This window comes from Streptococcus sp. HMSC078D09 (assembly GCF_001813675.1).
Taxonomy (GTDB): domain Bacteria; phylum Bacillota; class Bacilli; order Lactobacillales; family Streptococcaceae; genus Streptococcus.
The window spans coordinates 292,003-316,871 of sequence record NZ_KV813675.1; the positions used below are offsets into that span (position 1 = coordinate 292,003).

Below are 24,869 nucleotides of genomic sequence, written 5' to 3' on the forward strand. Positions count from 1 at the left end.
TCTAAGGGTGTTGATTTTGTACAAAAGTTGTCTATCAGCGTTTAGACCACGTTTTAGGGAGGAAGAGTAGAATCATTGGATAGATTTCAAGCCGTCCGGCAATCATGGCTAAGGAAAGTAATAGTTTTGAAATCGGACTAAAGATGGAGAAGGTTTGACCTGTTCCAATCATAGGTCCAATGTTGTTGAAACAACTAAAGACAGCGCTGACAACCGTCATGAAGTTATTATTGTCTAGACTGACTACAAAGAGCAGGCCGATCGTGATAAAACTGTATATTGTAAAGTACTTGAGGATCTGATGCTGGGTATCTTTATCCAATACCGTATCATTGACATGCAAGGTCAGAACGCGATTCGGAGACAAGGTCGAAAGAACCTGATTTTTTGCGATTCGCCATAAGGTTAAACACCGAATGACTTTAAGCCCCCCAGCGGTCGATCCAGCAGAACCACCGATGACCATCAGCATCAAGAGGATGAACTGAGAAAAGAGAGGCCATTTTTCCGTCGTTCCATAACCAAAACCGGTAGTGGTGATGATATTGGAAACTTGGAAGAAGGAAATCTCAAAACTCTTAGCGACATTGGCATAGAGATGAAGGACATTGTAGGCGATCAAGACACTGGACACGAGGACGATGGTAATGTAGGTCCGCAATTCCTCATCTTTAAAGAAGGCCTTGAATTTTCGGATCATGAGGAAGTAGTAGAGGTTAAAGTTAACCCCGAAGACTAAAACCCCGATGCTGACCAAATAGGTGATCAAACTGCTATTGTAGTGGGCAATTCCGTCGTTAAAAACGGTAAAGCCCCCGGTTCCAGCCGTCCCCATAGCGATGACAAAACTATCATAAAGGGGCATGCCAGCAAGGAAATAAAGAACTACAAAGAGGAAGAACAAGCCCAAGTACAAGAAGTAGAGGATTTGAGCTGTGTTTTTTAATTTGGAAACGACCTTGCCAAACACTGGACCAGGAACTTCTGCCTTCATGACTTCCAGGTGGCTGTTCTTGTTATTGTCCATAATGGCAAGGGCGAAGACCAATACCCCCATCCCACCTATCAAGTGGGTAAAACTACGCCAAAAGAGGAGAGAGTGGCTGAGGACACCCACATCGTCTAAAATCGTTGCCCCTGTTGTTGTAAAGCCGGAGCTGACTTCAAAGAAGGCATCGATAATGTTTGGAATTTGCCCCGAAAAGACAAAGGGAAGGGCACCAAAGAAGGACCAGAGGATCCAACAGAGTGCTACAATCAGGACTCCTTCTTTAGCATAGATGTGAAAGTCCTTTGGTTTGTGAAAACTACCAAGGAGCCCCAGCCCAAGTAAGATGGCCATGGTTACCCCAATAGAGATAAAGACCTTGGAAGGTTCCTGATAGATGGCAGCGACCACTAAGGGAACGATCAGGAGCGCTGCCTCGATTAAGAGGAGCTTGGACAAGAGGTAACGAATCATGCTTCTATTCATCAGGCTTACCTCTCAACTAAATCGTAGATTTTAGTGACATTTTGAATCAAGGTGGTTACGATAATCCGATCTCCTACCATCAAACGGTCATCTCCATTAGGGAAAATAGCCTTACCGTCTCGAATAATGGCAGCGATCAAGACGCCTTTTTTCAATTTCAATTCAGAGAGGGGATATTGGGTTAGTTTATTGTCTTCCTTAATTTGGAACTGCAAGGTTTCAATCCGGCCATTTGCGACATGGTGCAAAGCTTCTAGGTTTGAGAACTGTGCATTGTAGCGTCCACGAATAAAGTGCATAATGGTATCTACAGCGATGCGTTTTGGAGTGACGATACTGGTCATATCCTGATCGCCAATGATCTCCAACAGACTGGTTCGGTTGACCTTGGTAATGTTCTTTTTGACACCGACAGAATCCAAGAACATGGAGGTGATGATATTTTCTTCATCGACCCCTGTCAAAGTAGCCACAGCATCGAAGTTATTGGCACTCTCTTCTAAAAGAATGTCTTTAGCAGTTCCGTCTCCATGGACGACATAGAGATCAGGAAATTCCTGACTAAAGAATTCTGCCCGTTCACGATTGACCTCTAAGACCTTGAGATCGATCTTGCGACGTACATCTTGAAGAATATTGAGTAGGTAGTAGGCAATTTTCCCAGCACCAATGATCATCATGCTTTTAATGACCTGAGGGCGAACATTGTTGTGGAAGAGAACGACCTCGATCCGGTTACCTGTTACGAAAATCTTGTCTTGAGGTTGCAAGACAAAATCTCCGTTTGGAATGGTGAGTTCGTTGCCACGCTCGATTGCGCAAACAATGACATTTCCGTATTTCTTCCGGAATTGGGATAGACTCATATTGCAGAGATTGCTATCTGGCTTGATCTTAAATTCCATCAAGGCTACTCGACCATTGGCAAAATGTTCCACAGAAAGCGCATTTGGGAAGTCAATGATATTGGCAATATAACGAGCTGTCAGCAATTCCGGATTGACAACTAGGGAGAAGCCCAAGATATTTTTTTCCTTGAAGTAGGAATTGGAATATTCCGGATTCCGTACCCGAACGATGGTCTCTTTGGCTCCCATTTTTTTAGCCAAAACAGCAGAGACCATATTCACTTCATCGTACTCGGTCATGGAAATGAAGATGTCGCAGTCTTCAACATCCGCTTGCTCCAAGATCTTGAAATTTGCCCCATTTCCTAAAATTCCAATGATATCAAATCGTTTGGTAATATGGTTAAGAACGGATTCGTCTTTTTCGATCAAAATAACATCGTGGTTTTCAGCAACGAGAGAACGACAAAGGGCCGTTCCGACCTTTCCTCCACCAACAACAATAATTTTCATAAATTACCTCCAGAGTATGCTTCTATCATACTCTATTTTCAAGAAAAATTCATCTTTTTTAAGGACTTTCTGGAGGAATTTTGAGAAGCTAAGAACAAGTAGGAAAAATCGTCAAAAGAGTAAAATGAGGAGGGATTGAAAACTTTGATAAAGTTTCTTAAAAAAATCTAAAAAAACTATTGACAGGAGCTTCAAAAGTGTTATACTTAGAAAGTACCTTCGTTGATTTACCTCAAACCTGTTGTGAGTTAAGTTAATGAAGCTGTAACCACGCTGTTTGCTGAGCTTGACTCCGGGCAGTGTGGCTATTTTTTTATCAGAAAGAGATCGAGTATGAATATTGAAGAACTGGACTACCAAGAGTCAGCTGCTCAAAACCACATCGTCTTGTTCCAACCTCAGATTCCACAAAATACGGGCAATATTGCACGGACTTGTGCGGCGACCAATTCCCCCTTGCATATCATACGACCCATGGCTTTTCCGATCGATGATCGCAAGATGAAGCGAGCAGGACTCGATTATTGGGACAAGCTGGATGTCCGCTTTTATGATAGTCTAGAAGAGTTTATGGAAGCAGCGCGCGACGGTCAGGTGCACCTAGTGTCCAAGTTTGCAAATCAGACCTATTCGGACGTTTCTTATCAGGATGGGAAGTCCCATTATTTCTTGTTTGGACGCGAGGATAAAGGATTGCCGGAAGATTTTATGCGCCAGCACGAAGAGAAGGCCATTCGCATTCCGATGAATGATGAGCATGTCCGTAGTTTAAATGTCTCCAATACCGTCTGCATGATTGTCTATGAGGCACTCCGCCAGCAAGGTTTTAAGGGGCTGGAGTTGAGCCATCGTTATGAGCATGATAAGCTCAAATAGCCGATGAAAACTAAAAAACCGAACGATGTAATCTATCAAGTTACAAAAACTTGCCTAGGCAAGTTTTTTTTGTTATCATAAAAGGGTCTTCAGGGCAGGGTGTAATTCCCGACCGGCGGTGATTTTTACTAGGAAATGTTCTTTTCCATACTCTAAAAGAAGTCCGCGAGCGCAAGCTGATGTGGTGTGACTCCACAACCGACAGTATAGTCTGGATGGGAGAAGACGAGAGACGAATAGACTGACAGCTATTCTGATCTGTTTAGAGCTGATGCATGAAAATGGAACGTTAGGGTCTAAGACTGACTAACGGCATGTTTTGATGGAGACCAGCTAAAGTAACTAGAATAGTTTCTAGTTTAAGCTTTGTTTAAATAGTTTAGAGTAGAATGATGGAGTAGACGTCTTTCCAGCTTCTCTAATTTTTAAAAAATTGGAGGAACCTGTTATGACAAATACACGTAAACTGACCCTAGTGGCTGTTTTATCCGCTTTATCTTTTATTTTGATGTTCTATCAATTTTCTTTCTTAATAGATTTCTTCAAAATTGATTTGAGTATCATCGCCATTTTGTTGGCCTTGGTCCTGTTGGATTTTAAAAGTGCCGTTTGGGTGACCTTGATCCGATCTGTCCTTAAATTAGCCCTCAATAATAAGGGGCTTGAAACCTTGATCGGATTACCAATCAATATCATTGCAGTTCTTGTTTTTGTCCTTGCTTTTGCATGGATTTGGAACAAGGAACGGACCCATGGTCGATTTGTTCTGGCAACGATTGTTGGAACGATCAGCTTGAGTATTACGATGGTATTGGTGAACTATGTCTATGCAATCCCTTTGTATGCTCGTTTTATGAACTATGATATTTCGAAAACACTAGGTCTTGTCCACTATTTAGCCGCAATGGTTGCACCGTTTAACCTGATCGAAGGGGTGATTTGGGCCATCGCATTTGGGTTGATCTATACCTTATTGCAACCGATTTTGAAAAAATATGAAAAATAAACAACAACATTGGGCGAAGGCAAGCTTCGCCCTTCTCATTTTTGTCATTCTTGGGTATGTGATTCGCTTTTACCCGCAACAATTAACAGGCTTTGATAGCACGATTCAATCTGCTATTCGAGGCGATCTGCCTGCAACACTGACGGCCTTCTTTACCAAGGTGACCCATGTCATGGATACCAAGATCATTGTTATCTGGGTGGGTCTTCTGCTAGCGGTCTTTGCCTATAAAAAATGGTACAGTGAAGCTCTTTTTCTAGGGAGCAATTTGGTATTGACTGGTCTTTTGGTGCTTCTTCTAAAGAATATCTACCAGAGACCGAGACCAAGTATTCTTCATCTAGTAGAGGAAAAAGGCTTTTCTTTCCCGAGTGGTCATTCACTGGCGTCTACCCTTGTTTTGGGAAGTTTGATCATCATCATCAGCCAACATGTAAAACATAAAACAGCCCGCTATTGCCTTCAAGGCTTGCTGGTTCTGGGAATTGTGACCATTGTGGTTTCCCGCGTTTATGTCGGGGTCCACTATCCATCAGACGTTCTTGGCAGTATGATTTTGGGTCTTGCTGTCTTACAGTTTGAGTATCCCTTGTATGATCGCTTGCGATTTCAATGGCGCTTTACAGGCAAGCAAAAATAAGCATCTAACAACTAGGAGTTGAACTCGCGTTTTGAGTTCGACTCTTTTTTTTGCTATAATGAAGGGTATGAAATCCTACAATACCATGAATGATTATTATCGAACCTTATTTGGAGAAAAGACCTTTAAAGTCCCTATTGATGCAGGCTTTGATTGTCCCAATCGAGACGGAACAGTCGCCCACGGTGGCTGTACTTTTTGTACGGTCTCGGGTTCAGGAGATGCCATTGTGGCCCCAGAAGCTCCGATTCGAGAACAGTTTTACAAAGAGATTGATTTTATGCATCGGAAATGGCCAGATGTGAAGAAGTACCTGGTCTATTTTCAAAATTTTACCAATACCCACGATAAAGTGGAAGTCATTCGAGAGCGGTATGAACAGGCCATCAATGAACCAGGAGTGGTAGGAATCAACATTGGTACGCGTCCGGATTGTTTACCAGATGAGACCTTGGCCTACCTAGCAGAGCTGACAGAGCGCATGCATGTGACGATTGAGTTGGGGCTTCAGACGACTTATGAAGCGACTTCTGAATTGATCAATCGAGCCCATAGTTATGATCTCTATGTTGAAACAGTCAAGCGTATTCGCCAACAGGTGCCCAAGGCAGAGATCGTCTCCCATTTGATCAATGGCCTTCCTGGGGAGACCCATGAGATGATGGTGGAAAATGTTCGCCGTTGTGTGACCGATAATGAAATTGATGGCATCAAGTTGCACCTCTTGCATTTGATGACCAATACACGGATGCAACGGGACTATCATGAAGGACGACTTCAACTCATGAGCCAGGAGGAGTATGTCAAGGTCATCTGTGACCAGTTGGAAATCATCCCCAAACACATCGTCATCCACCGGATTACAGGGGACGCACCAAGGGATATGTTGATTGGCCCTATGTGGAGTCTCAACAAATGGGAAGTCCTAAATGCTATTGAAACTGAAATGCGTCGGCGTGGAAGTACCCAAGGATGTAAGCTAGAAGAAAAGGAGACTGCCAATGCTTCGACCACTTGAAATGGCCCATCAATTTTTAGCAGAAGTCATCACCAAAGAAGATGTGGTGGTGGATGCGACCATGGGAAATGGACATGATACGGCCTTTTTAGCCCAACTAGCAGGCCAGGTCTATGCCTTTGATATTCAAGAGCAGGCCCTTGTAAATACCCAAGAACGATTGGAAAAGTTGGGACTTCAACATGTCCGGTTGATTTTGGATGGCCACCAGCATGTGGACCAATATGTGGAGACCCTCAAAGCAGCTATTTTTAATCTGGGTTATCTGCCATCTGCAGATAAATCGGTCATTACTCTTCCAGCTACCACGATTGAAGCGATGGAAAAAATCTGTGCTCGCCTAGAAAAAGGTGGGCGAATGGCTATTATGATTTATTATGGTCATGAAGGAGGAGACATCGAGCGTGATGCAGTGCTGGACTTTGTCAGTCAGCTCCCTCAAAAAGACTATACAGCGACCATCTACCGGACACTGAATCAAGTGAATCAGCCACCCTTTTTGGTCATGATCGAAAAATTAGAAAGCTACCGTCATGGATAAAGAATATTTAAAGAATAAAATCGAAGGATTGAGACATCATTTTGTCGAATCAACCATCCACGAGCGTGCTATAGGTTTTTATGATGAAGCCCATATGACCAAAAAGATGCTCAAAATAAAAAAGAAATTGGTTTCGCTTGAGATGGAACGGTGCCAAAAGAAGATTGAGCACAAGGATGTAACCAAGACAGACCAAAAGATTGCGGAGTTAAAACAGCAATTTGAGACCTGTTGCCAAGAACGCTAAGGAGGGAGTGATATGGAACTACTCCTTTATGCAGTGATCTTTTCGATGATTTTGATCGTCTCAAATGCCACCAATAAACTTGTGCCGAGCCTTCCTCTGCCCTTGATTCAAATTTTACTAGGGATTGGTTGGGCTCTCTTTGTGCCGGAAGAAAATTTTCATCTGGATACCGAGCTTTTTCTGGCCTTGGTCATTGGTCCTCTCTTATTTCGAGAAGCAGAAGAAGCAGATATTACTTCCGTCTTAAAGCACTGGCGGGTCATCCTATATTTGATTTTCCCAGTGATTTTTATCTCCACCATTAGTTTGGGCTGGGCAGCCCATTCCTTGTGGCTGAGCCTTCCTTTAGCAGCCTGTATGGCAGTGGGGGCGGCCCTTGGGCCTACAGACTTAGTAGCCTTTGCTTCCCTGTCTGAGCGCTTTAGCTTTCCAAAGCGGGTTTCGAATATCTTAAAAGGCGAAGGGTTACTAAATGATGCCTCTGGTCTAGTCGCCTTTCGAGTGGCCTTAGCAGCACTTGCGACCGGAAGTTTCTCTCTTGGAGAGGCAGGGGTTTCCTTGGAAATCTCCATCATTGGAGGATTTGCGGTGGGGATCTTGACGGCCTTTGTGAACCGTTGGCTGCAAACCTTGCTCTTGAGTGTTCGCGCCAGTGATATTGCCAGTGAATTGTTATTAGAACTGAGTCTCCCACTGTTGACCTTCTTCCTAGCAGAAGAACTCCATGTCTCTGGTATCATTGCAGTAGTTGTGTCAGGGATCCTAAAAGCCAGTCGCTTTAAGCACATTACCCTCCTTGAAGCGCGGGTAGATACTGTGAGTCATACTGTCTGGAATACGGTCAACTTTATCTTAAATGGGTCGGTCTTTGTCATCTTAGGAATGGAATTGGAAATGATTTCCAAGCCCATCTTAAGTAGTCCCATTTACAATAATCTTCTTTTAGTTCTTTCTGTCTTTCTGTTGACAGCCTTGCTCTTTTTGATTCGTTTTGTCATGGTTTACCTCTTTTATTGGTTCCGAACGGTTCGACTAAAAAAATCGTTGAGCAATTATCTAAAAGATGCCTTATTGCTGACATTTTCGGGTGTGAAGGGGACGGTTTCGATTGCGACGATTCTTTTGATTCCAACCAAAATCGAAAAAGAATACCCCATCCTGCTCTTTTTAGTGGCAGGAGTTACCCTTGTCAGCTTTATTGCTGGCTTAGTGGTACTTCCAAAATTATCAGAAGAAAAGGAAGAAACCAATGACTACCTAATGCAGATCGCGATTTTAAATGATGTCGTCATGGAATTAGAAGCAGACCTAAAGAATAGCAAGCACAAGGGTCCCTTGTATGCGGCGATTGATAACTACCATGGCCGCATAGAAAACTTGATTCTAGGCCAAGAAAACAGGCTTATTCAAAAGGACTGGGAACAGTTGAAGCTCCTGATTTTGAGTATTGAAAGTGACGGCTTGGAACAGGCCTATGAAGAAGGGAAGATTCGAGAGCGAGGCTACCGTGTCTACCAACGCTATCTTCGCAATATGGAGCAACGTGTCAATCGCAATCTTTCGTCTCGTTTAACCTATTACCTCTTGGTGTCTTTCCGTCTCTTGCGTTTATTAGTTCATGAGATCTTAACCTTTGGGTCTGGCTTGCGAAACTGGTGGACCCGAGAAGACAGTAAGTTAGAGGCCATTGATTATGACCAGATTGCGGCCCTTTATCTGGCCAATACGGAAATCATCATCGAAAGTTTGGAAGACCTCAAGGGGATTTATCGGAGCAGTTTGATCTCTTTCTTACAAGAATCTCGTCTGAGAGAGACAGCTATTATTACCAGTGGGGCCTTTGTGGAGCGGGTTATTAATCGCGTGAAACCAAATAATATCGATGAAATGTTGAGAGGCTATTATTTGGAGCGTAAGATTATTTTTGAATATGAAGCGCAACACCTGATTACCGCCAAGCAAGCGCGCCGTATGCGACAAAATGTCAATGAATTAGAAAGCTATTCCCTAAGAGAAAGTGCCAATACTCTCCCATATGATATGATCGAGTATGCACGGAATCGTTGAGATAAGAGTAAAAGAGGCTGGGACAAAAGTCCTAGCCTCTCAATTGATTTTTGGATTGTTGAGTAGGACGCAGTGGTTGAGTAGGCTCTACTCCGCTGATTTCATCAGCTTTTACAGCCCTACTCAACTGTGCGGAGGTGGGACGACGAAATCGAATTCTAACGAATGACCGATTTCTGTCTCACTCTCTTTTTGCTTTATTCATTTTCTTTTCAGTGTGCGATTTCTGGTTTGACAAAGAGTCGCTCGTCACCAAGATCAATAAGGGATACTGGTGCTTCATAAAATTGGCTTAGGACATGGGGAGTTAGGATCTTTTCCTTTGGTCCCTGCTCGACCACTTGGCCATGTTTGAGTAAGAGGACATGGGTTATGTCTGTTGTAATTTCTTCGGCATGGTGGGTGACGTAGATCATGGTAGGCGCGTGATCTAATTGTTTGATATGATGGATCTGACGGAGGAGTTTTTCTCTGGCAAAGAGATCCAATCCACTAGAGGCCTCGTCAAAAATGATCAGATCTGGCTGGTCCATGAGGCTTCGTGCAATGAGGACTGTCTGCTTTTCTCCCTGAGAGAGCTCCCGGTATTTGCGACCGATCAAAGCGCTAGCTCCAATTGAAGTTAGCATATCTCGTGCCCAGTTTAGTTCTTCCTCCCCGTATGCAGCATATAAAATACTACTCTTGTATTGACCAGTTAGGACAATTTGTTCTGTCAAAAGATGCTCTGGCAGTCTTTCTGAAATAAAGGAGCTAACGATCCCAATACGCTTCCGCAACTCTGGAATACCTCCTTCTCCAAAGCGGGTTCCAAGGACAGTTACCTGGCCAGAACTAGCCCAGTATTCAGACATGAGAAGTTTGAGGAGGGTCGATTTTCCTGCCCCATTGAGACCTAAAATGGCCCAGCATTCATTTTCTTTCACTTGCCAGTTAATCTCTTTTAAAAGAGCTTTTCCATTGCGGATCAAATTGACGTCTTGTAGTTCAATCAAATTATTCATAACTTCATCCTTTTGATTAAAATCTCCTTTATTCTATCATAAAATATGGTAGAATAGAAAACAGGAGGTAAGGAATGTTTCGAAATAGTAAATTGTTATTCTGGACATGTGAGATCTTATTATTGACGGTGATTTTCTATATTTGGAAATCAATGGGAACTTTAATTTCTCCATTTGTATCTGTTCTGAATACCATCCTCTTACCATTTTTAATTGCAGGTTTTTTATATTACATTACCAATCCGATTGTTGAATTGTTGGAAAAACATTTAAAAATCAAGCGTGTGTTTGGGATTTTGATCACCTTAGTACTCTTGTTTGGGATCATTGGCTTAGGGATCTTTTATCTGCTCCCTATCTTAATTAATCAGTTAACCAGCTTGATCAATTCAACTCAAGGACTTTACTGGGAAGTTCAAAGTTTGGTTCGAAAACTCTCGACCAATCCTTTGTTCCAGAATGTGAATATCCAGTCGACGATTCAGCAGTTGAATCTCTCTTATATGGATATCCTACAAAATCTCTTGAATAGTGTGACCAACAGTTTAGGAAGTGTGGTTAACACCATTGTTAATACGGTCTTTATCTTGATCATGACCCCTGTCTTCTTAGTTTATTTCTTGGTCGATGGGAAGAAGTTATTACCGATGTTGGAGCGGACCATTTTACGCAATGACAAACTCCACATTTCAAGCCTCTTGATTAGTTTGAATGAAACGGTCTCCCGCTACATTAGTGGGATTTCGATCGATGCTTTGATCATTGGAACCCTAGCCTACATTGGCTATAGTTTTATTGGATTGAAGTATGCTTTGGTCTTTGCCATTTTTTCTGGATTGGCCAACCTCATTCCATATGTAGGACCAACCATCGGGTTGATTCCGATGGTCATCACTTATGCTTTTACCGATATGGATATGATGATCAAAGCAGTCATTTACATGTTGATTATCCAGCAGATCGATGGCAATATTCTTTATCCGCGTATTGTTGGAGGCGTGATGAAGGTTCACCCGATTACCATTATGGTTCTATTATTGCTCTCAAGTAATATCTACGGCATTATCGGGATGGTCGTCGCGATTCCAGTCTATTCGATTGGGAAAGAAATTGTAAAATTCTTGGTGAATCTTTATGATAACCACCGTGCTGCTAAGGAGCAGAAGAAAAAAGAAGAATTTGGTATCATTAATAAATCCTAGACTCTAGCGCCTATATGGGCCTTTGAGTCTTTTTTGTACAGTTTTTTGAGAAAAATGCTGGAAAATAGTCAACAAGTACTATGAAATGTGTTAAAATATAAGTGATTTTGAAAGAAAATATGAAAAGGTAGGGAAAGATGAGACTCCTCTTATCGAAAAAACAGAGACGCCAATTGCAATTATTGGAAATCTTGATTAAGGAAAAAAGATGGTTCCACTTGAAAGAGTTGGCCAAGCGTTTGGATTGTACAGAACGTTCGTTAAAAGAAGATTTGTCTAATCTTCGTAGTACATTTGATGACTTTTTAATTGAATCCTCTACCAATGGGATCAAGATCAGTTATGAGGATTCGGTTGGGCTAGAAGTGATCTATCATCACTTTTTTAAAGAATCACAAGCCTTTGCCTTGATTGAGTATCTTTTCTTCAACAAGGATGTTTCCAATGAATATATTTGCAGAAAGTTTGATCTGAGTTACCAATCTTTCTACCGCTTGATTCGGACGATCAATCAGAAGCTTCAAACCAAATACAATGTAAAGATTGATTTGAAACCCTTGAATCTTGTCGGAGATGAGATTGACGTTCGTTTCTTTTATGCCCAATATTTTGCGGAACGTTATTACTATATGGAGTGGCCTTTCCCAGAATTTAAGGAAGAGGCTGTGACCGATTTGATCACCTTCTTCTTCAAACTCTATGGCTATCCATTGACCTTCTCTGTACTCAGGTCTTATAAAGTTCTCTTGACAGCCTACTTGTCACGGATTAAGCAAGGCTATTTTATTGACATGCCAACGAACTATGATGTGTATAAGGACCAGTATCAAGGGGTGACCAATGTTGAGGAGATGTTGCGCTACTTTAGCTTGCAGTTGGGTGTCGAGTTGAATGAAAAAGTGCTGGAGCAATTCTTCATCATCTTCATTCAAGAGAATTTCTATTTCAGCCCAGAAAGCTTGATCGAAGCTGCAGAAACAGATCCTTATGCCAAAGAATCAACGACGCTCATCAGAGATATGTTCAAGGATCTATGCTATACCTATGATTTAGACATTGAAAATCTTGATGAGATGTTGATGCATGTTCATAACACGTCTCATCTCGATCGGAAGGAATTATTCTCTGAGTTTCTCTTATTTGATACCAAGACCAATACCAACGAAGATTTCATGAGTATCTTCCCAGCCTTCTATGATGATTTGAAGGAGCATATCATCACTTATATGAAGACCATGAAGCATGATCTGAATGATGAGATCATCAAGCACATGATCTACACGGTCTACACTCACTGGGAACGTCTCTTACCACAGTTATTGCGTCGTCGGAAGTCTATTAAGGTCTTGATTATCAGTCGTTTTGACGATCACCATGCCAAATCCATGATCGATTTCCTTGATTTCTACTGTACGGATAACTTTGAATTTACGCAGATGATCAAGTACAATCTGACAGTGGATGATATCGAAGCTTCGGATGCAGATGTGGTGGTGGGCAACTTTATGATGCCTGAATTAAAGAAAAAACCTTTTATCTGTACAAGTAGTCTCTCATCGCTTGAGCTGGTTGAAAAACTCAATGCCTTCTTTTATGATTTTACCAGTGCAGAACACTAAAATCAGGACCTGGTCCTGATTTTTTGATGGTAAAAAAGAAAATGACATAGAAGAATGCAGGCTCTCCTATTTTGTGGTATAATATACGATATTATATACTGGAGGAAATTATCCATGGAAGACCCTGGCAGTCAGGAAATTTTACTGGAAGTTATTTTATTGATTGTTTTGACATTATTGAACGCCTTTTTCTCGGCGACTGAAATGTCAATGGTATCGTTGAATCGCTCTCGTGTAGAGCAAAAGGCTGAAGAAGGAGATAAAAAATACATTCGTCTTCTTAGCGTATTGGAGCAACCGAACCATTTCTTATCCACTATTCAGGTGGGGATCACCTTGATTACCATCTTATCTGGGGCGAGTCTTGCGGATAGCCTTGGACATGTCATTGCTGGATGGATGGGCAATACTAAAACGGCTCTTGCAACTGGAAGCTTTTTATCTCTAGCATTTTTGACTTATATTTCGATCGTATTTGGTGAACTCTATCCGAAACGAATCGCTATGAACTTGAAAGATGAGTTGGCTGTTCGAACAGCTCCGATTGTGATTCTATTAGGAAAAATTGTCAGCCCCTTTGTTTGGTTGCTTTCAGCATCGACCAACCTTTTGAGCCGTATCACGCCAATGGAATTCGATGATCCGGATGAAAAGATGACGCGGGATGAAATCGAGTATATGCTGACCAATAGTGAAGCAACACTAGATGCGGACGAGATTGAGATGCTTCAAGGGATCTTTTCATTAGATGAAATGGTAGCGCGTGAAGTCATGGTGCCACGGACAGATGCCTTCATGGTTGATATCAATGATGATACCAAAGAAATTATTGAAAGTATCCTTAAGCAAAACTTTTCACGGATTCCTGTCTATGATGATGACAAGGATAATGTCATCGGCCTCATCCATACCAAACGTCTCTTGAACGAAGGATTTATCAATGGCTTTGATAATATTGTCTTAAGAAAGATTTTGCAAGAACCTTTGTTTGTTCCAGAAACCATTTTTGTGGATGATCTTTTGAAGGAATTGCGCAATACGCAAAATCAAATGGCCATTCTACTCGATGAATATGGTGGGATGTCTGGTTTGGTTACTCTTGAAGACCTCTTGGAAGAAATCGTTGGTGAAATTGACGATGAGACTGACAAAGCGGAAATTGATGTCTTTGAAATTGCGGACAATACCTATGTCGTACAAGGAGCCATGTCTCTAAATGACTTTAACGAATATTTTGATGTTGAGTTGGAAAGCGATGATGTGGATACCATTGCAGGCTATTACCTGACAGAGGTTGGGCGAATTCCGACCTTGAAAGAGCGACTCAGCTGTGAAGTCGATAGTCAAAAGAAACACTTGATTCTGACAAATGACAAGGTGAAAAATGGTCGTGTGACCAAGGTGAAAGTTGAAATTTCTGAAATCGTCGAGGAAGATGAAGAAACTAAATCAAAAGAAGATTAAAAAATAGAGGCCTGGACGTGTTCCAGCCTCTGTTTTTTTCTTGTCAGGACCAGTTGAATTTTCAAAAAATTTCAAAAATTTCTGAAATAGTCTTGACAGCCAAAAAAAATTAAGGTAAGATAATACCCATAAAAAAAGAAAGCAGAAAATAAACATGAAGCAACAAGCCATTTCAACTCAAAAATTTTACTTTAGCTACTTTAGATAGTGTTTGTAGACATGATCTCATGGATGCAAACAACCCAAGCAATTTGTTTGTATCTATGTGGCTAAGATTTTTGATGATGGTCCATAGAGCTAGTATCTAAATGGACCGAGGTTTTGTAACTTGTTGGAGAATTTCAAGCATCCGTTTAGAGTATCATCTAAGCGGATTTTTTGTTTATTTTGCAGAAAAGGAGTCAATAAATGAAAGTAGTGAAAAAATTGCTAGCACCTGTCCTGGTTGTAGGACTTCTGTTAACCTCATTGGTGACCTTACACCATCTGAAAGATGCTAAAAAAGACAATGTCTTTCGAATTGGGATTTCCCAGTACATCACCCATAAGTCGCTCGATGCAACACGTAAAGGCTTTATCGAAGAGTTGAAGAAAGAGGGCTATGTGGATGGGAAAAATATCCAAATTGATTTCCAAAATGCTCAAGGGGAGCAACGAAATCTGAAAAATATTTCTAAACAATTGGCAGAAGAAAGTGATCTAGTCTTTGCGATTGCAACCCCTTCCGCACAAAGTTTGGCTAATACCACTAAATCAACACCTATTGTTTTCTCAGCTGTGACCGACCCATTGGCAGCGAAATTGGTGAAAAACTTGAAAGAACCAGGTGGCAATATCACAGGGACAAGTGACCAGTCAGAAGATGCGATCGCTACACAGGTAGACATGATTAAGCAAGTGCTTCCAACAGCGAAAACAGTTGGGATTCTCTATACGCAAAGTGAGCCTAACTCCGTCGTCCAAAAAGACAATGCGAAGAAGATCTTAGAAGCTAAAGGCTATCAAGTGGTTGAAAAAACAATTCTCGATAGTAACAATGTGAAAGCTGCAGCAGACAGTATCATGTCAGAGGCAGATATCGTCTTTGTTCCGACGGACAATATTATCTCTTCTACAATGGACACTGTAAAACAGGTTTCCCTCAGCCATAAGGTGCCCGTTTTTGGTGGATCTGCTGAAATGGTAGCTACTGGTGGCTTGTACAACTTTGGTACTGATTATGAGGAATTGGGAAAACAAGCTGCTCGGATGGCTATTCGCATCATGAAGGGTGAGAAACCTGGGAAAGTCGCAGTTGAAACACCTGAAAAATTAGAATTGCATACCAATAAAGAGATGGCCAAAGAGCTTGGAATTGATATTAGCTCGTTGAAGGTAGAAAAATAGGAGGTTTGAGATGAATTTCGTTTTATCAAGTTTATCAGAAGGTTTATTGTGGTCGATCATGGCGATCGGTGTTTACTTAACATTTCGAATTTTAGATATTGCCGATATGACGGCAGAAGGAGCCTTTCCACTTGGGGCAGCAGTTGTATCCTCCCAAATTCAAGCAGGAAGAAACCCTTGGCTTGCAACTTTGATGGGCTTCCTAGCAGGAATGATCGCAGGATTGGTTTCTGGGGTTCTCCATACAAAAATGAAAATTCCAGCCCTCTTGACAGGGATTGTCACTTTGACCGGTCTCTACTCTATCAATATTAAAATCATGGGGGGAGTACCCAACCTCTCTATTGGTGATGCCAGTACCATTTTCAAAAGTGTCATGAAATTGGGCTTGTCCAATGAAGAAGCTGTCTTTTTGATTAGTATTTCGTGCTTGATCATCGTCTGTATCTTGTTAACCCTCTTAATGAAGACGCAACTTGGCTTGGTTTTGCGCTCGACTGGTGATAACATTCCAATGAGTGAGGCTAATGGGGTCAATGTAGATAACATGAAGATGTTGGGTTACATGATTTCCAATGGCTTGATTGCCCTTTGTGGAGCCATGTTTGCACAAAATGATGGTTTCTCAGATGTGACTTCTGGTACAGGGACGATCGTGGTTGGCTTGAGTGCGGTGATTATCGCTGAAGTTTTGATCCACGAATTGACCATTGGTTGGCGTTTGCTTTCCATCGGGGTTGGAGCCATTGTGTACCGTTTGATTATCTTAAATATTTACGAGATCCCAAATCTCGATCAAAATATGGTTCGTCTCTTCAATGCAATCTTGCTCGCGATTGTCTTGTTTGCTCCTGAGGCGCAAAAACGTCTTCGTGTTCGTGGACTGAAGTTAGGAAATAAATAGGAGAAAAGTATGGCAACATTATTATCAATTGAAGGTATTCATAAGACATTTGAAGCAGGAACAGTCAATGAAAACCATGTCTTAAAAGGCTTGGATCTCCAAGTAGAAGAAGGAGACTTCATTTCGGTTATCGGTGGAAATGGAGCTGGGAAATCAACCTTGATGAACATCTTGGCAGGAAATCTAGTCGTGGATGAAGGGGATATCTTGCTAGAAGGTAACTCCATCAAAAATACGAGTGTTCGTAGGCGTGCGAAAGATATTGCGCGTGTCTTCCAAGATCCCAAGATGGGGACAGCTTCTCGTTTGACCATTGAAGAAAATATGGCCATTGCCCAACGTCGGGGGAAATCTCGTGGTTTGGGCTGGGGAGTTCGGGAGAAAGATCGCGAATTATTCCGTGAAGCCTTGAAGGAACTGAATATCGGTTTAGAGAACCGCCTCAAAGTCGATACCCAATATTTGTCTGGTGGGCAACGTCAAGCTTTGACCTTGGTCATGGCAGCCTTGGTCAAACCCAAACTCTTGCTTCTGGATGAACACACCGCAGCGCTCGATCCCAAGACCAGTGAAATGGTCATGGAATTGACACAAAAGATTGTGGAAAGCCATGATTTGACAACTTTGATGATTACGCATGATATGAACCATGCCATTGAATACGGCAACCGCTTGATCATGCTCTACCAAGGCAAGATCGTTGTCGACGTCAAAGGAGAAGAAAAGAAAAACCTAACGGTTGAAGATTTGATGCGCCTCTTCCAACAAAACAGTGGTGAAACCCTGGTAAGTGATGAATTGGTATTAGGATAAAATGAGAGTGGGACAGAAATCGATTATTCGTTAGAATTCGATTTCGTCGTCCCACCTCCGCACAGTTGAGTAGGGCTGTAAAAGCTGATGAAATCAGCGTAGAGAGCCCACTCAACCACTGCGTCTTGCTCGACAATCCAAAAATAATTGAGAGGCTAGGACTTTTGTCCCCAGCCTCCTTTATTTCCTCCGTTCTGCATAGTCGACAAAATGAAACTTGTCTAATTTGTGTCGGCTTTCGGTGAATTGGAATTGGCGTCCGTCTGCTAGGTGAACTTGGGAACGAACCGTTACCACGTGTTTGTCTTTTCCAAGATCCAGTAAGATTTTGTCACGATTATCGATTGGTGAAATCAAGATTTCTTTTTTGGCATAGCCAATCTGCAATTTCAAGTCTTCTTCTATATATTGGTAGATAGAGTGCTGGGCAATTTCCTTGGTCAGGCCAGGGATCAGCTCTCTGTCTAGGTAATCAATATCTAAGACAGAAGCGACACCATCCACCACCCGTTGCCGGGTTACTTTCCAAACCAAACGGTGAAGAGGGAAACCTGTCTTTTTAGCTCCTTTTTCATCGATACTGATTTGTTCCAAACGAATGACATTGGTTTCTGAGCGAAGACCAGAAGCTTTGACGATTTCTTGATAGCTGGTTAATTGGGAAACGGGGAAGTCAAAGTGTGCTTGCCTACAAATTTGCGACCCCATCCCTTGAACAGTCTCGATAAAGCCTTCTTCCTGCAAGAGCTCAAACGTCTCTATCATACTTGGGGCAAGGAAATGAGTGAACGTGGTGGTTGGAGTGCCCTTTTCTGGAATAACCATGACCAACCTCGTGCTTTGAATCGCTTTGTAGATATCAAGAACTTCCGCAATGAAGGAGCGACCATGCTCGCAGCTAGCATTCACTTGTCACGTGGGACCCCTTATAATCTATATGGGGGAAGAAATCGGCATGATTGATCCAGACTATGATTCGATGGCAGATTACGTGGATGTGGAGTCCATGAATGCTTACCAAATGCTCTTGGACCAAGGCAAGTCACCTGAGCAAGCCTTCAAGATTATCCAAGCTAAGTCACGTGATAATTCACGTACGCCCATGCAATGGGATGCTTCTCTAAATGCCGGTTTTTCAACAGGCACGCCATGGTTGAAAGTTGGGAAGTCCTATAAAGACTTCAACGTTGAAAAGGAGATGGATGGACCAATCTTTACCTTCTATAAAGAATTGATTCGCTTGCGCAAAGAAATGCGGATCATTTCAGAAGGAAGCTACCAGCCAGCACTGGAAGATAGTCAAGAAGTCTATGCTTTTGAACGCCACTTAGACGGTCAAAAACTCTTGGTACTCAATCATTTCTATGGAAGTGAAGTTGAAGTAGCGATTCCAGAAGACTACCAAGCATGGCGCGTGCTCTTGTCCAACTATGAGAATGTAAAGCTTTCTGAAAAAGTAATTCTGAAACCGTATCAGACACTGGCAATTTTAGCTTAAGTTCTTGACACTTCGATCTTTTTGGGTCGAAGTGTTTTTCTTTTTGAAAAATATTTTTGAAAGCGCTTGAAAATGCAAAGTCATTCCCTTATAATAAAAGAGGAAAACTTTTTAGGGATGGAGAAACGCATGAGAAAAAACGGTAAAAAGATTCGCCTACTGGGAGTAGCCACCTTATTGGCTAGTCAGTTGGGGGTCTTTAGCAGTGCCCTCACGGTAGTTGCAGACGAGACCACAGCTTCGACTTCAGAGCCAGCGCTTGTGACGAATACTAGCAGCGAGGAAAGCTCGACAAATCATTCGACTTTCGCTACAACAACAACTACAGACGCTACGACGAGAGCTTCGAGTGATAAAGAAGAGACATCTAGCAATTCCTCAGACGCTACTGAGGAGAAAACGGTTAAGATCGGGGACATTCAAGGGGAATCGCAACGCTCTCCACTGGAAGGCCAAAAGGTAGCCATCAAAAATGTAGTGGTGACCAAGACAGACCGCTATGGTTTTTATGCCCAAGATATTGAATCGGATGGGAATAGTCGGACTTCAGATGGGATTTATGTAGTTTCCAAATACAAGGTCAAGGTCGGCGACAAGGTTAAAATAACAGGTACTGTCAAGGAAGGCTATATGGAAGAAGTCACCTTGGGAGCTGGGAAGACCTTTAAGGAACCAACGAATAGTTTAACGGTGACCATGCTGGTCGATGCTTGGATCACCAAAGACGGGACAGCCCCTCTTCCAGAAGCTGTGAATATCACTGCGGACATGCCAGCAGATGTGAAGCCTAATCCGACTGCTTATGCTCCAGAAACCGATGCCCTCGATTATTGGGAAAGCCTGGAAGGAATGCTCACGGTGGTGAAGAAACCGCATGTCCTTGGTCCCCAGTACAAAGGAGATATCTATGTATTGGGAGAAGATTTTACAGGCCTTCCTTTTAACAATATTGGGGGTCTGAATCTACGGCCACATGCGCAAAATACAGCGACAATCCCGATTTATGTTGGGAATCAGTTTGTCGCAAAAGCCAAGGATTACTTTACAGAAGATGTGACAGGAGTGGTAACGTATCGAAATAGCTTCTATAAATTAGAGCCCACTCAACAGTTGATGGTCCAAGACGGTGGCTTGCAGCGTCAAGCAGCTCAAACCCAACCAAGTGAGGACAAGCTGACCATCGCTTCCTACAATATTGAAAATTTCTCGGCCAACAATGCCAAAAATGAAACCCCAGAGGATAAGGTGACGCTGATTGCCAATTCCTTTATCCATGAAATTCACAATCCAGATATTATCACTTTGATCGAAGTGCAGGACAATAATGGTAGTGTGGATGACGGGACGACCAGTGGTGTTGAAAGTGGACGCAAACTAGCCAATCGGATCAAGGAATTGGGTGGCAAGAGCTATGAGTATACGGAGGTTGCTCCAGTAGATGGCGCTGACGGAGGAAAGCCTGGTTCTAATATTCGTTTGGGAATCCTCTACAATCCAGAACGCGTGAGCTTAGCCAAAAAAGAGGCAGCAACTAGCAACGAAGCAGCACAATTTGACAAGGGACACCTGGTTAAAAATCCAGCTCGGATTGCCCCTAATGACCCATCGTTTGATCATACTCGCAAGTCTTTAGCCGTTGAGTTTGAATTCAAAGGCCAACCAGTTGTGGTGATTGCTAATCACTTGAAATCAAAAATCGGAGATGATGCTATTTATGGGGCAAGCCAACCAGCAGTGGAACATACCTTGCCAACTCGTGAAGCACAAGCCAGTGTCATTCATCAATTCGTCCAAGAAGGCTTGAAGCAAAATCCGAAGACCACCTTTGTTTTGACGGGTGATTTTAATGATTACGATTTCTCAACCACGGCACAGATCCTTGCGGGCAATGAACTAACCAACTTAATGGCCCAACATGATGCAGGCGATCGCTATTCTTATTTCTACCGTGGAAGCAATCAAGTTTTGGATAACATTTTTATCTCAAACAACATGGCAGCTAAAGCAAGGTTTGAACCAGTCCATATCAATGCTTCCTTTATGAAGGAACACGGTCGTGCATCAGACCATGATCCTGTCTTGGTCCAAATCGACTTTAGTGGAGCACAAACTCCAGGAACGCCGACAGATGATCAACAAGGAAATACAGGACAACCAACGGATCAAACCAGCCCTTCTTCATCGAATACAGGATCTCAACTAGTTCCTCATCAGACTCAAGCCAATGAACAAAAGAGTTCAACAGCTGAAAATAAAGAGAAGGACAAGAACGAAGATGAGAAGCAAGAAGACAAGGAAGAGGCAACAACAGAAACCAAGACACCAGGTAAACGGAAAATCCTTCCATCTACTGGACAAGAAACAAGCTATCTAGCTCTTTTTGGAGTGGCAATAGCTACGATGAGTCTTGTCTTCTACAAGAAGAAAAGGATGACTCACTAACGTGTTTCATAAGAAAGATCTAAAAAAGGAGTCGCTGGCTCCTTTTTTTCTCCTAAAATACAGGACAGATAGTCCCATATTGGAAACTGTACTAGGACAATGAAAACTACTGAAAAGAACAGTTTCTTTTCAAAAAGAAGCTTAAACTCTTTAAAATAGATGGAATCGTGTTATAATAAAATCATAAAACGTTTTCAAGAGAAGAGGTTCCTCAATGGAAAATGAAACAGTTGACTATGGAAAAGTAACAGGAATGGTACACTCAACAGAAAGTTTTGGGGCAGTAGACGGGCCTGGGATCCGCTTTATTGTCTTCCTTCAAGGGTGTCAAATGCGGTGTCAATACTGCCACAATCCAGATACTTGGGCAATGGAAACCAACAAGTCCCGTGAACGGACAGTGGATGATGTCCTAGAAGAAGCCCTCCGTTATCGTGGATTTTGGGGCGAAAAAGGGGGAATCACTGTCAGTGGAGGAGAAGCCCTCTTGCAGATTGACTTTTTGATTGCCCTCTTCACCAAGGCTCAAGAGTTGGGCATTCATTGTACCTTGGATACCTGTGCCCTTCCTTTCCGGAATACACCTCGTTATTTGGAAAAATTCGACCGCTTGATGGCGGTGACAGACTTGGTGCTTCTGGATATCAAGGAAATCAATGATGAACGACACAAAATTGTGACCAGTCATACCAATAAAACGATTTTAGCTTGTGCCAAGTATTTATCTGATATTGGAAAACCAGTCTGGATTCGTCACGTTTTGGTTCCTGGGCTTACAGACCGAGATGACGACTTGATCGAACTTGGAAAATTTGTTAAAACCCTTAAAAATGTCGATAAATTTGAGATCCTGCCTTACCATACTATGGGGGAATTCAAATGGCGTGAATTGGGCATTCCGTACAAATTGGAGGGTGTGAAACCACCGACAAAAGAACGGGTCCAAAATGCAAAAGATTTGATGGAAACAGAAAGTTACCAAGATTACCTGAAACGGGTCAAAGGATAAAAAGTATAGACAGTTGGTCACTCCAGCTGTCTTTTCTATTGAAATGCACAACTATTCCCTTTCTTTAAATGGCAAAACGTGCTAAAATAGAGTGAATCTATAAATGAAATAAAGAGGTAGAAACATGTCAAAAATTCTCGTTTTTGGTCACCAAAATCCTGACTCAGATGCTATCGGCTCATCTGTAGCTTTTGCTTATCTTGCAAAAGAAGCTTATGGTTTGGATACAGAAGCAGTGGCTCTTGGAACTCCAAATGAAGAAACAGCTTTCGTATTGGACTATTTTGGTGTGGAAGCACCACGCGTCATCACATCAGCTAAAGCAGAAGGTGCAGAACAAGTCATCTTGACGGACCACAATGAATTCCAACAATCTGTTTCAGATATTGCTGAAGTTGAAGTTTATGGTGTAGTGGATCACCACCGTGTGGCTAACTTTGAAACTGCTAGCCCACTTTACATGCGTTTGGAACCAGTTGGATCAGCATCTTCTATCGTTTACCGTATGTTCAAAGAACACGGTGTAGCAGTGCCAAAAGAATTGGCAGGTTTGATGCTTTCAGGTTTGATTTCAGATACTCTTCTTTTGAAATCTCCAACAACTCATCCATCTGATAAAGTGATTGCGCCTGAATTGGCTGAATTGGCTGGAGTTAACTTGGAAGAATACGGTCTTGCCATGCTCAAGGCTGGTACTAATTTGGCAAGTAAATCAGCAGAAGAATTGATCGACATCGATGCCAAGACTTTTGAATTGGACGGAAACAACGTTCGTGTGGCTCAAGTCAATACAGTTGATATCGCTGAAGTCTTGGAACGCCAAGCTGAAATCGAAGCAGCCATCCAAGCAGCAAATGCAGCTAACGGATACTCAGACTTTGTTTTGATGATTACAGATATTGTCAACTCAAACTCAGAAATTTTGGCTCTTGGTGCCAACATGGACAAGGTAGAAGCAGCCTTCAACTTCAAACTTGAAAACAATCATGCTTTCCTTCCAGGTGCCGTTTCACGTAAGAAACAAGTGGTTCCTCAATTGACTGAAAGCTTTAATGCATAATGATAAATGGGGAAACCCATTATTAAAAAGGAGTTTCGGCTCCTTTTTTGCTAGGAGAAGATCATGTTAGAGACGGGCGATTTGATTTTTGTCAGTGAAAATACAGAAATGGGACAGGCTATTCAGGCTTCTACTGGCAACTATTGCCATGTAGCTATCTTTTTGGACGGATTCATTTATCATGCCACTGTAGAAGGTGGCGTCCTTGCCCAATCCCCTGAAGATTTCTTTGAAGATGGGAAAGTCTATGACCTTTATCGCTATCCGAAAATCATTCTCAAAGAGGTCAAAAAGCGAGCAGAGAGTCTTTTAGGGGCTCCCTACAATGCTTCCTTTTACCCGGATGGAGATGGTTATTACTGTTCCCAGTTCATCGCTGAACTACTTCCTATTTTTGAGACCATTCCCATGAAGTTTGGGAATGATACACAGGAAATCAGTGATTTCTGGAGTAAATACTATAAAGAACTAGGTTTAGCCGTTCCTCTGGATCAGCCTGGGACCAACCCAAGTCAACTAGCCCAGTCTCCGCGTCTACAGTTTAAAGAAAGGTATTTGGATGATTACAATCATTAATCCCACACGTTTGACACGTCAGCCATTTTTCAAGGACTTGATCAACTATTTGGATCAGCATAACGATGTGATCCTGCGGCATATCAAGGCACAATTTCCTGATCAACCAGTGGACAAGCTCATGGAGGAATATATCAAAGCGGGCTTCATCCTAAGGGAAAATAAACGCTACACCCTCAACCTTCCTTTCTTGGAATCTGCTGAAATAGTCGACTTGGATCAAGAGGTCTTTGTCCGAGAGGATAGTGAACTTTATCAGGAACTAAAAGCCAAAGTCTTCCAAACGGAACTCCGCAATACTACAAACGAAGCGATTTTGATAGAGGAGACGGACTTCGAACGAAATGCACAGACCCTTTCCAATTACTTCTACAAGGTGGCTCACCAATATCCATTGACGGAGGAGCAAGAGAAGCTCTACGCTATTTTGGGAGATGTCAACCCCGAGTATGCCCTCAAGTATATGACCAGCTTTTTGCTTAAATTTCTTAAAAAAGATCAGCTCATGCAGAAACGTCGAGATATCTTTGTCGACAGTTTAGTTTTATTGGGCTACATCATTCAAAATGAAGATGGAAAGTATGAGTTAGCTGTCGAATTTGATATAGAACGATTCATTTTTATAAAAAAATAAAGGCTAGGAATTTTCCTAGCCTTTTTTC

21 protein-coding genes, 2 pseudogenes and 1 riboswitch are annotated in these 24,869 nt (G+C 42.2%); of the genes and pseudogenes, 19 read left to right on the forward strand and 4 right to left on the reverse strand.

Annotated features, from left to right (window positions below):
* Positions 1-34: 34 nt before the first annotated feature.
* A complete protein-coding gene (locus HMPREF2926_RS06705) occupies positions 35-1,474 on the reverse strand; it encodes a TrkH family potassium uptake protein (RefSeq protein ID WP_070587008.1) in 1,440 nt (479 codons plus the stop codon).
* 5 nt (positions 1,475-1,479) lie between these two features.
* Positions 1,480-2,835, reverse strand: a complete 1,356-nt coding sequence (trkA, locus tag HMPREF2926_RS06710; protein WP_070587010.1) for a Trk system potassium transporter TrkA — start codon at positions 2,833-2,835, stop codon at positions 1,480-1,482.
* Positions 2,836-3,168: 333 nt separating this feature from the next.
* Here trkA and trmL point away from each other — a divergent pair, with 333 nt between their 5' ends.
* The 7 genes from trmL to HMPREF2926_RS06745 all read left to right on the forward strand — a co-directional run bounded on the left by trmL (position 3,169) and on the right by HMPREF2926_RS06745 (position 9,230).
* Complete coding sequence (gene trmL / locus HMPREF2926_RS06715) at positions 3,169-3,711, forward strand: tRNA (uridine(34)/cytosine(34)/5-carboxymethylaminomethyluridine(34)-2'-O)-methyltransferase TrmL (protein ID WP_003008338.1); 543 nt, start codon at positions 3,169-3,171, stop codon at positions 3,709-3,711.
* A gap of 81 nt (positions 3,712-3,792) precedes the next feature.
* Positions 3,793-3,942: riboswitch (FMN riboswitch) on the forward strand.
* A gap of 217 nt (positions 3,943-4,159) precedes the next feature.
* Complete coding sequence (locus HMPREF2926_RS06720; protein ID WP_070587012.1) at positions 4,160-4,717, forward strand: ECF transporter S component; 558 nt, start codon at positions 4,160-4,162, stop codon at positions 4,715-4,717.
* Entirely contained in the window at positions 4,707-5,357 is a 651-nt protein-coding gene (locus tag HMPREF2926_RS06725; RefSeq protein ID WP_023918877.1) for a phosphatase PAP2 family protein, read from the forward strand. The genes HMPREF2926_RS06720 and HMPREF2926_RS06725 overlap by 11 nt, the downstream gene beginning before the upstream one ends.
* A 58-nt stretch (positions 5,358-5,415) precedes the next feature.
* Positions 5,416-6,375: a tRNA modification radical SAM protein MnmL/YtqA gene (locus HMPREF2926_RS06730; RefSeq protein ID WP_141751782.1), complete on the forward strand. Its 960-nt coding sequence runs from the start codon at positions 5,416-5,418 to the stop codon at positions 6,373-6,375.
* Complete coding sequence (locus HMPREF2926_RS06735; protein WP_003013293.1) at positions 6,359-6,916, forward strand: tRNA 5-(aminomethyl)-2-thiouridylate-methyltransferase MnmM; 558 nt, start codon at positions 6,359-6,361, stop codon at positions 6,914-6,916. Before HMPREF2926_RS06730 ends, HMPREF2926_RS06735 begins: the two co-directional genes overlap by 17 nt.
* Complete coding sequence (locus tag HMPREF2926_RS06740; RefSeq protein ID WP_023918874.1) at positions 6,909-7,163, forward strand: hypothetical protein; 255 nt, start codon at positions 6,909-6,911, stop codon at positions 7,161-7,163. Before HMPREF2926_RS06735 ends, HMPREF2926_RS06740 begins: the two co-directional genes overlap by 8 nt.
* A 12-nt stretch (positions 7,164-7,175) precedes the next feature.
* The gene (locus tag HMPREF2926_RS06745) at positions 7,176-9,230 is read left to right on the forward strand and encodes a cation:proton antiporter (protein ID WP_070587016.1); all 2,055 of its coding nucleotides are present in this window, start codon (positions 7,176-7,178) and stop codon (positions 9,228-9,230) included.
* A gap of 212 nt (positions 9,231-9,442) precedes the next feature.
* Here the strand turns inward: HMPREF2926_RS06745 and HMPREF2926_RS06750 are convergent, their stop codons facing one another.
* Positions 9,443-10,234: an ABC transporter ATP-binding protein gene (locus HMPREF2926_RS06750; RefSeq protein ID WP_070587018.1), complete on the reverse strand. Its 792-nt coding sequence runs from the start codon at positions 10,232-10,234 to the stop codon at positions 9,443-9,445.
* A gap of 74 nt (positions 10,235-10,308) precedes the next feature.
* Here HMPREF2926_RS06750 and HMPREF2926_RS06755 point away from each other — a divergent pair, with 74 nt between their 5' ends.
* From HMPREF2926_RS06755 to HMPREF2926_RS06780, 6 genes are all read left to right on the forward strand, one after another.
* Positions 10,309-11,436 (forward strand): AI-2E family transporter, encoded by a 1,128-nt coding sequence (locus tag HMPREF2926_RS06755; RefSeq protein ID WP_070587020.1) that lies wholly within the window; start codon positions 10,309-10,311, stop codon positions 11,434-11,436.
* Between the two features lie 137 nt (positions 11,437-11,573).
* Entirely contained in the window at positions 11,574-13,055 is a 1,482-nt protein-coding gene (locus HMPREF2926_RS06760; protein WP_070587022.1) for an AcpB/EbpR/MafR family transcriptional regulator, read from the forward strand.
* 114 nt (positions 13,056-13,169) lie between these two features.
* A complete protein-coding gene (locus HMPREF2926_RS06765; protein ID WP_070587024.1) occupies positions 13,170-14,519 on the forward strand; it encodes a hemolysin family protein in 1,350 nt (449 codons plus the stop codon).
* Positions 14,520-14,927: 408 nt separating this feature from the next.
* On the forward strand, positions 14,928-15,905 hold the full coding sequence (locus tag HMPREF2926_RS06770) for an ABC transporter substrate-binding protein (RefSeq protein ID WP_070587026.1): 978 nt from the start codon (positions 14,928-14,930) through the stop codon (positions 15,903-15,905).
* Between the two features lie 10 nt (positions 15,906-15,915).
* The gene (locus tag HMPREF2926_RS06775) at positions 15,916-16,809 is read left to right on the forward strand and encodes an ABC transporter permease (protein WP_049492505.1); all 894 of its coding nucleotides are present in this window, start codon (positions 15,916-15,918) and stop codon (positions 16,807-16,809) included.
* 9 nt (positions 16,810-16,818) lie between these two features.
* On the forward strand, positions 16,819-17,622 hold the full coding sequence (locus HMPREF2926_RS06780; protein WP_070587027.1) for an ABC transporter ATP-binding protein: 804 nt from the start codon (positions 16,819-16,821) through the stop codon (positions 17,620-17,622).
* Positions 17,623-17,802: 180 nt separating this feature from the next.
* Here the strand turns inward: HMPREF2926_RS06780 and treR are convergent.
* Positions 17,803-18,381, reverse strand: a pseudogene (gene treR, locus HMPREF2926_RS06785) (trehalose operon repressor); the annotation flags it as partial.
* On the opposite strand from treR, the pseudogene HMPREF2926_RS06790 reads away from it, so the two are divergent.
* The 6 genes and pseudogenes from HMPREF2926_RS06790 to HMPREF2926_RS06815 form a co-directional block, all read left to right on the forward strand.
* A pseudogene (locus tag HMPREF2926_RS06790) lies at positions 18,355-19,120 on the forward strand (alpha-amylase family glycosyl hydrolase); the annotation flags it as partial. The pseudogenes treR and HMPREF2926_RS06790 sit on opposite strands and share 27 nt — an antisense overlap.
* A 129-nt stretch (positions 19,121-19,249) precedes the next feature.
* On the forward strand, positions 19,250-21,562 hold the full coding sequence (locus tag HMPREF2926_RS06795) for an endonuclease/exonuclease/phosphatase family protein (protein ID WP_070587029.1): 2,313 nt from the start codon (positions 19,250-19,252) through the stop codon (positions 21,560-21,562).
* 214 nt (positions 21,563-21,776) lie between these two features.
* Positions 21,777-22,571 (forward strand): pyruvate formate-lyase-activating protein, encoded by a 795-nt coding sequence (gene pflA / locus HMPREF2926_RS06800; protein WP_003005017.1) that lies wholly within the window; start codon positions 21,777-21,779, stop codon positions 22,569-22,571.
* A 124-nt stretch (positions 22,572-22,695) separates the two neighbouring features.
* Positions 22,696-23,631 carry a manganese-dependent inorganic pyrophosphatase gene (locus tag HMPREF2926_RS06805; protein WP_070587030.1) on the forward strand — a complete coding sequence of 312 codons (936 nt, stop codon included), beginning with the start codon at positions 22,696-22,698 and terminating at the stop codon, positions 23,629-23,631.
* Positions 23,632-23,694: 63 nt separating this feature from the next.
* Positions 23,695-24,207 (forward strand): YiiX/YebB-like N1pC/P60 family cysteine hydrolase, encoded by a 513-nt coding sequence (locus tag HMPREF2926_RS06810; protein ID WP_070587032.1) that lies wholly within the window; start codon positions 23,695-23,697, stop codon positions 24,205-24,207.
* Positions 24,191-24,841 carry a DUF1803 domain-containing protein gene (locus tag HMPREF2926_RS06815; RefSeq protein WP_070587033.1) on the forward strand — a complete coding sequence of 217 codons (651 nt, stop codon included), beginning with the start codon at positions 24,191-24,193 and terminating at the stop codon, positions 24,839-24,841. Before HMPREF2926_RS06810 ends, HMPREF2926_RS06815 begins: the two co-directional genes overlap by 17 nt.
* The last annotated feature ends 28 nt before the right edge of the window (positions 24,842-24,869 follow it).

What these genes read in the sequence shown, in the direction of transcription:
- HMPREF2926_RS06705 (WP_070587008.1), bottom strand. Translation starts at nt 1,474, where the DNA reads ATGAATAGAAGCATGATTCGTTACCTCTTGTCCAAGCTCCTCTTAATC.
- trkA (WP_070587010.1), bottom strand. Translation starts at nt 2,835, where the DNA reads ATGAAAATTATTGTTGTTGGTGGAGGAAAGGTCGGAACGGCCCTTTGT.
- trmL (WP_003008338.1), top strand. Translation starts at nt 3,169, where the DNA reads ATGAATATTGAAGAACTGGACTACCAAGAGTCAGCTGCTCAAAACCAC.
- HMPREF2926_RS06720 (WP_070587012.1), top strand. Translation starts at nt 4,160, where the DNA reads ATGACAAATACACGTAAACTGACCCTAGTGGCTGTTTTATCCGCTTTA.
- HMPREF2926_RS06725 (WP_023918877.1), top strand. Translation starts at nt 4,707, where the DNA reads ATGAAAAATAAACAACAACATTGGGCGAAGGCAAGCTTCGCCCTTCTC.
- HMPREF2926_RS06730 (WP_141751782.1), top strand. Translation starts at nt 5,416, where the DNA reads ATGAAGGGTATGAAATCCTACAATACCATGAATGATTATTATCGAACC.
- HMPREF2926_RS06735 (WP_003013293.1), top strand. Translation starts at nt 6,359, where the DNA reads ATGCTTCGACCACTTGAAATGGCCCATCAATTTTTAGCAGAAGTCATC.
- HMPREF2926_RS06740 (WP_023918874.1), top strand. Translation starts at nt 6,909, where the DNA reads ATGGATAAAGAATATTTAAAGAATAAAATCGAAGGATTGAGACATCAT.
- HMPREF2926_RS06745 (WP_070587016.1), top strand. Translation starts at nt 7,176, where the DNA reads ATGGAACTACTCCTTTATGCAGTGATCTTTTCGATGATTTTGATCGTC.
- HMPREF2926_RS06750 (WP_070587018.1), bottom strand. Translation starts at nt 10,234, where the DNA reads ATGAATAATTTGATTGAACTACAAGACGTCAATTTGATCCGCAATGGA.
- HMPREF2926_RS06755 (WP_070587020.1), top strand. Translation starts at nt 10,309, where the DNA reads ATGTTTCGAAATAGTAAATTGTTATTCTGGACATGTGAGATCTTATTA.
- HMPREF2926_RS06760 (WP_070587022.1), top strand. Translation starts at nt 11,574, where the DNA reads ATGAGACTCCTCTTATCGAAAAAACAGAGACGCCAATTGCAATTATTG.
- HMPREF2926_RS06765 (WP_070587024.1), top strand. Translation starts at nt 13,170, where the DNA reads ATGGAAGACCCTGGCAGTCAGGAAATTTTACTGGAAGTTATTTTATTG.
- HMPREF2926_RS06770 (WP_070587026.1), top strand. Translation starts at nt 14,928, where the DNA reads ATGAAAGTAGTGAAAAAATTGCTAGCACCTGTCCTGGTTGTAGGACTT.
- HMPREF2926_RS06775 (WP_049492505.1), top strand. Translation starts at nt 15,916, where the DNA reads ATGAATTTCGTTTTATCAAGTTTATCAGAAGGTTTATTGTGGTCGATC.
- HMPREF2926_RS06780 (WP_070587027.1), top strand. Translation starts at nt 16,819, where the DNA reads ATGGCAACATTATTATCAATTGAAGGTATTCATAAGACATTTGAAGCA.
- HMPREF2926_RS06795 (WP_070587029.1), top strand. Translation starts at nt 19,250, where the DNA reads ATGAGAAAAAACGGTAAAAAGATTCGCCTACTGGGAGTAGCCACCTTA.
- pflA (WP_003005017.1), top strand. Translation starts at nt 21,777, where the DNA reads ATGGAAAATGAAACAGTTGACTATGGAAAAGTAACAGGAATGGTACAC.
- HMPREF2926_RS06805 (WP_070587030.1), top strand. Translation starts at nt 22,696, where the DNA reads ATGTCAAAAATTCTCGTTTTTGGTCACCAAAATCCTGACTCAGATGCT.
- HMPREF2926_RS06810 (WP_070587032.1), top strand. Translation starts at nt 23,695, where the DNA reads ATGTTAGAGACGGGCGATTTGATTTTTGTCAGTGAAAATACAGAAATG.
- HMPREF2926_RS06815 (WP_070587033.1), top strand. Translation starts at nt 24,191, where the DNA reads ATGATTACAATCATTAATCCCACACGTTTGACACGTCAGCCATTTTTC.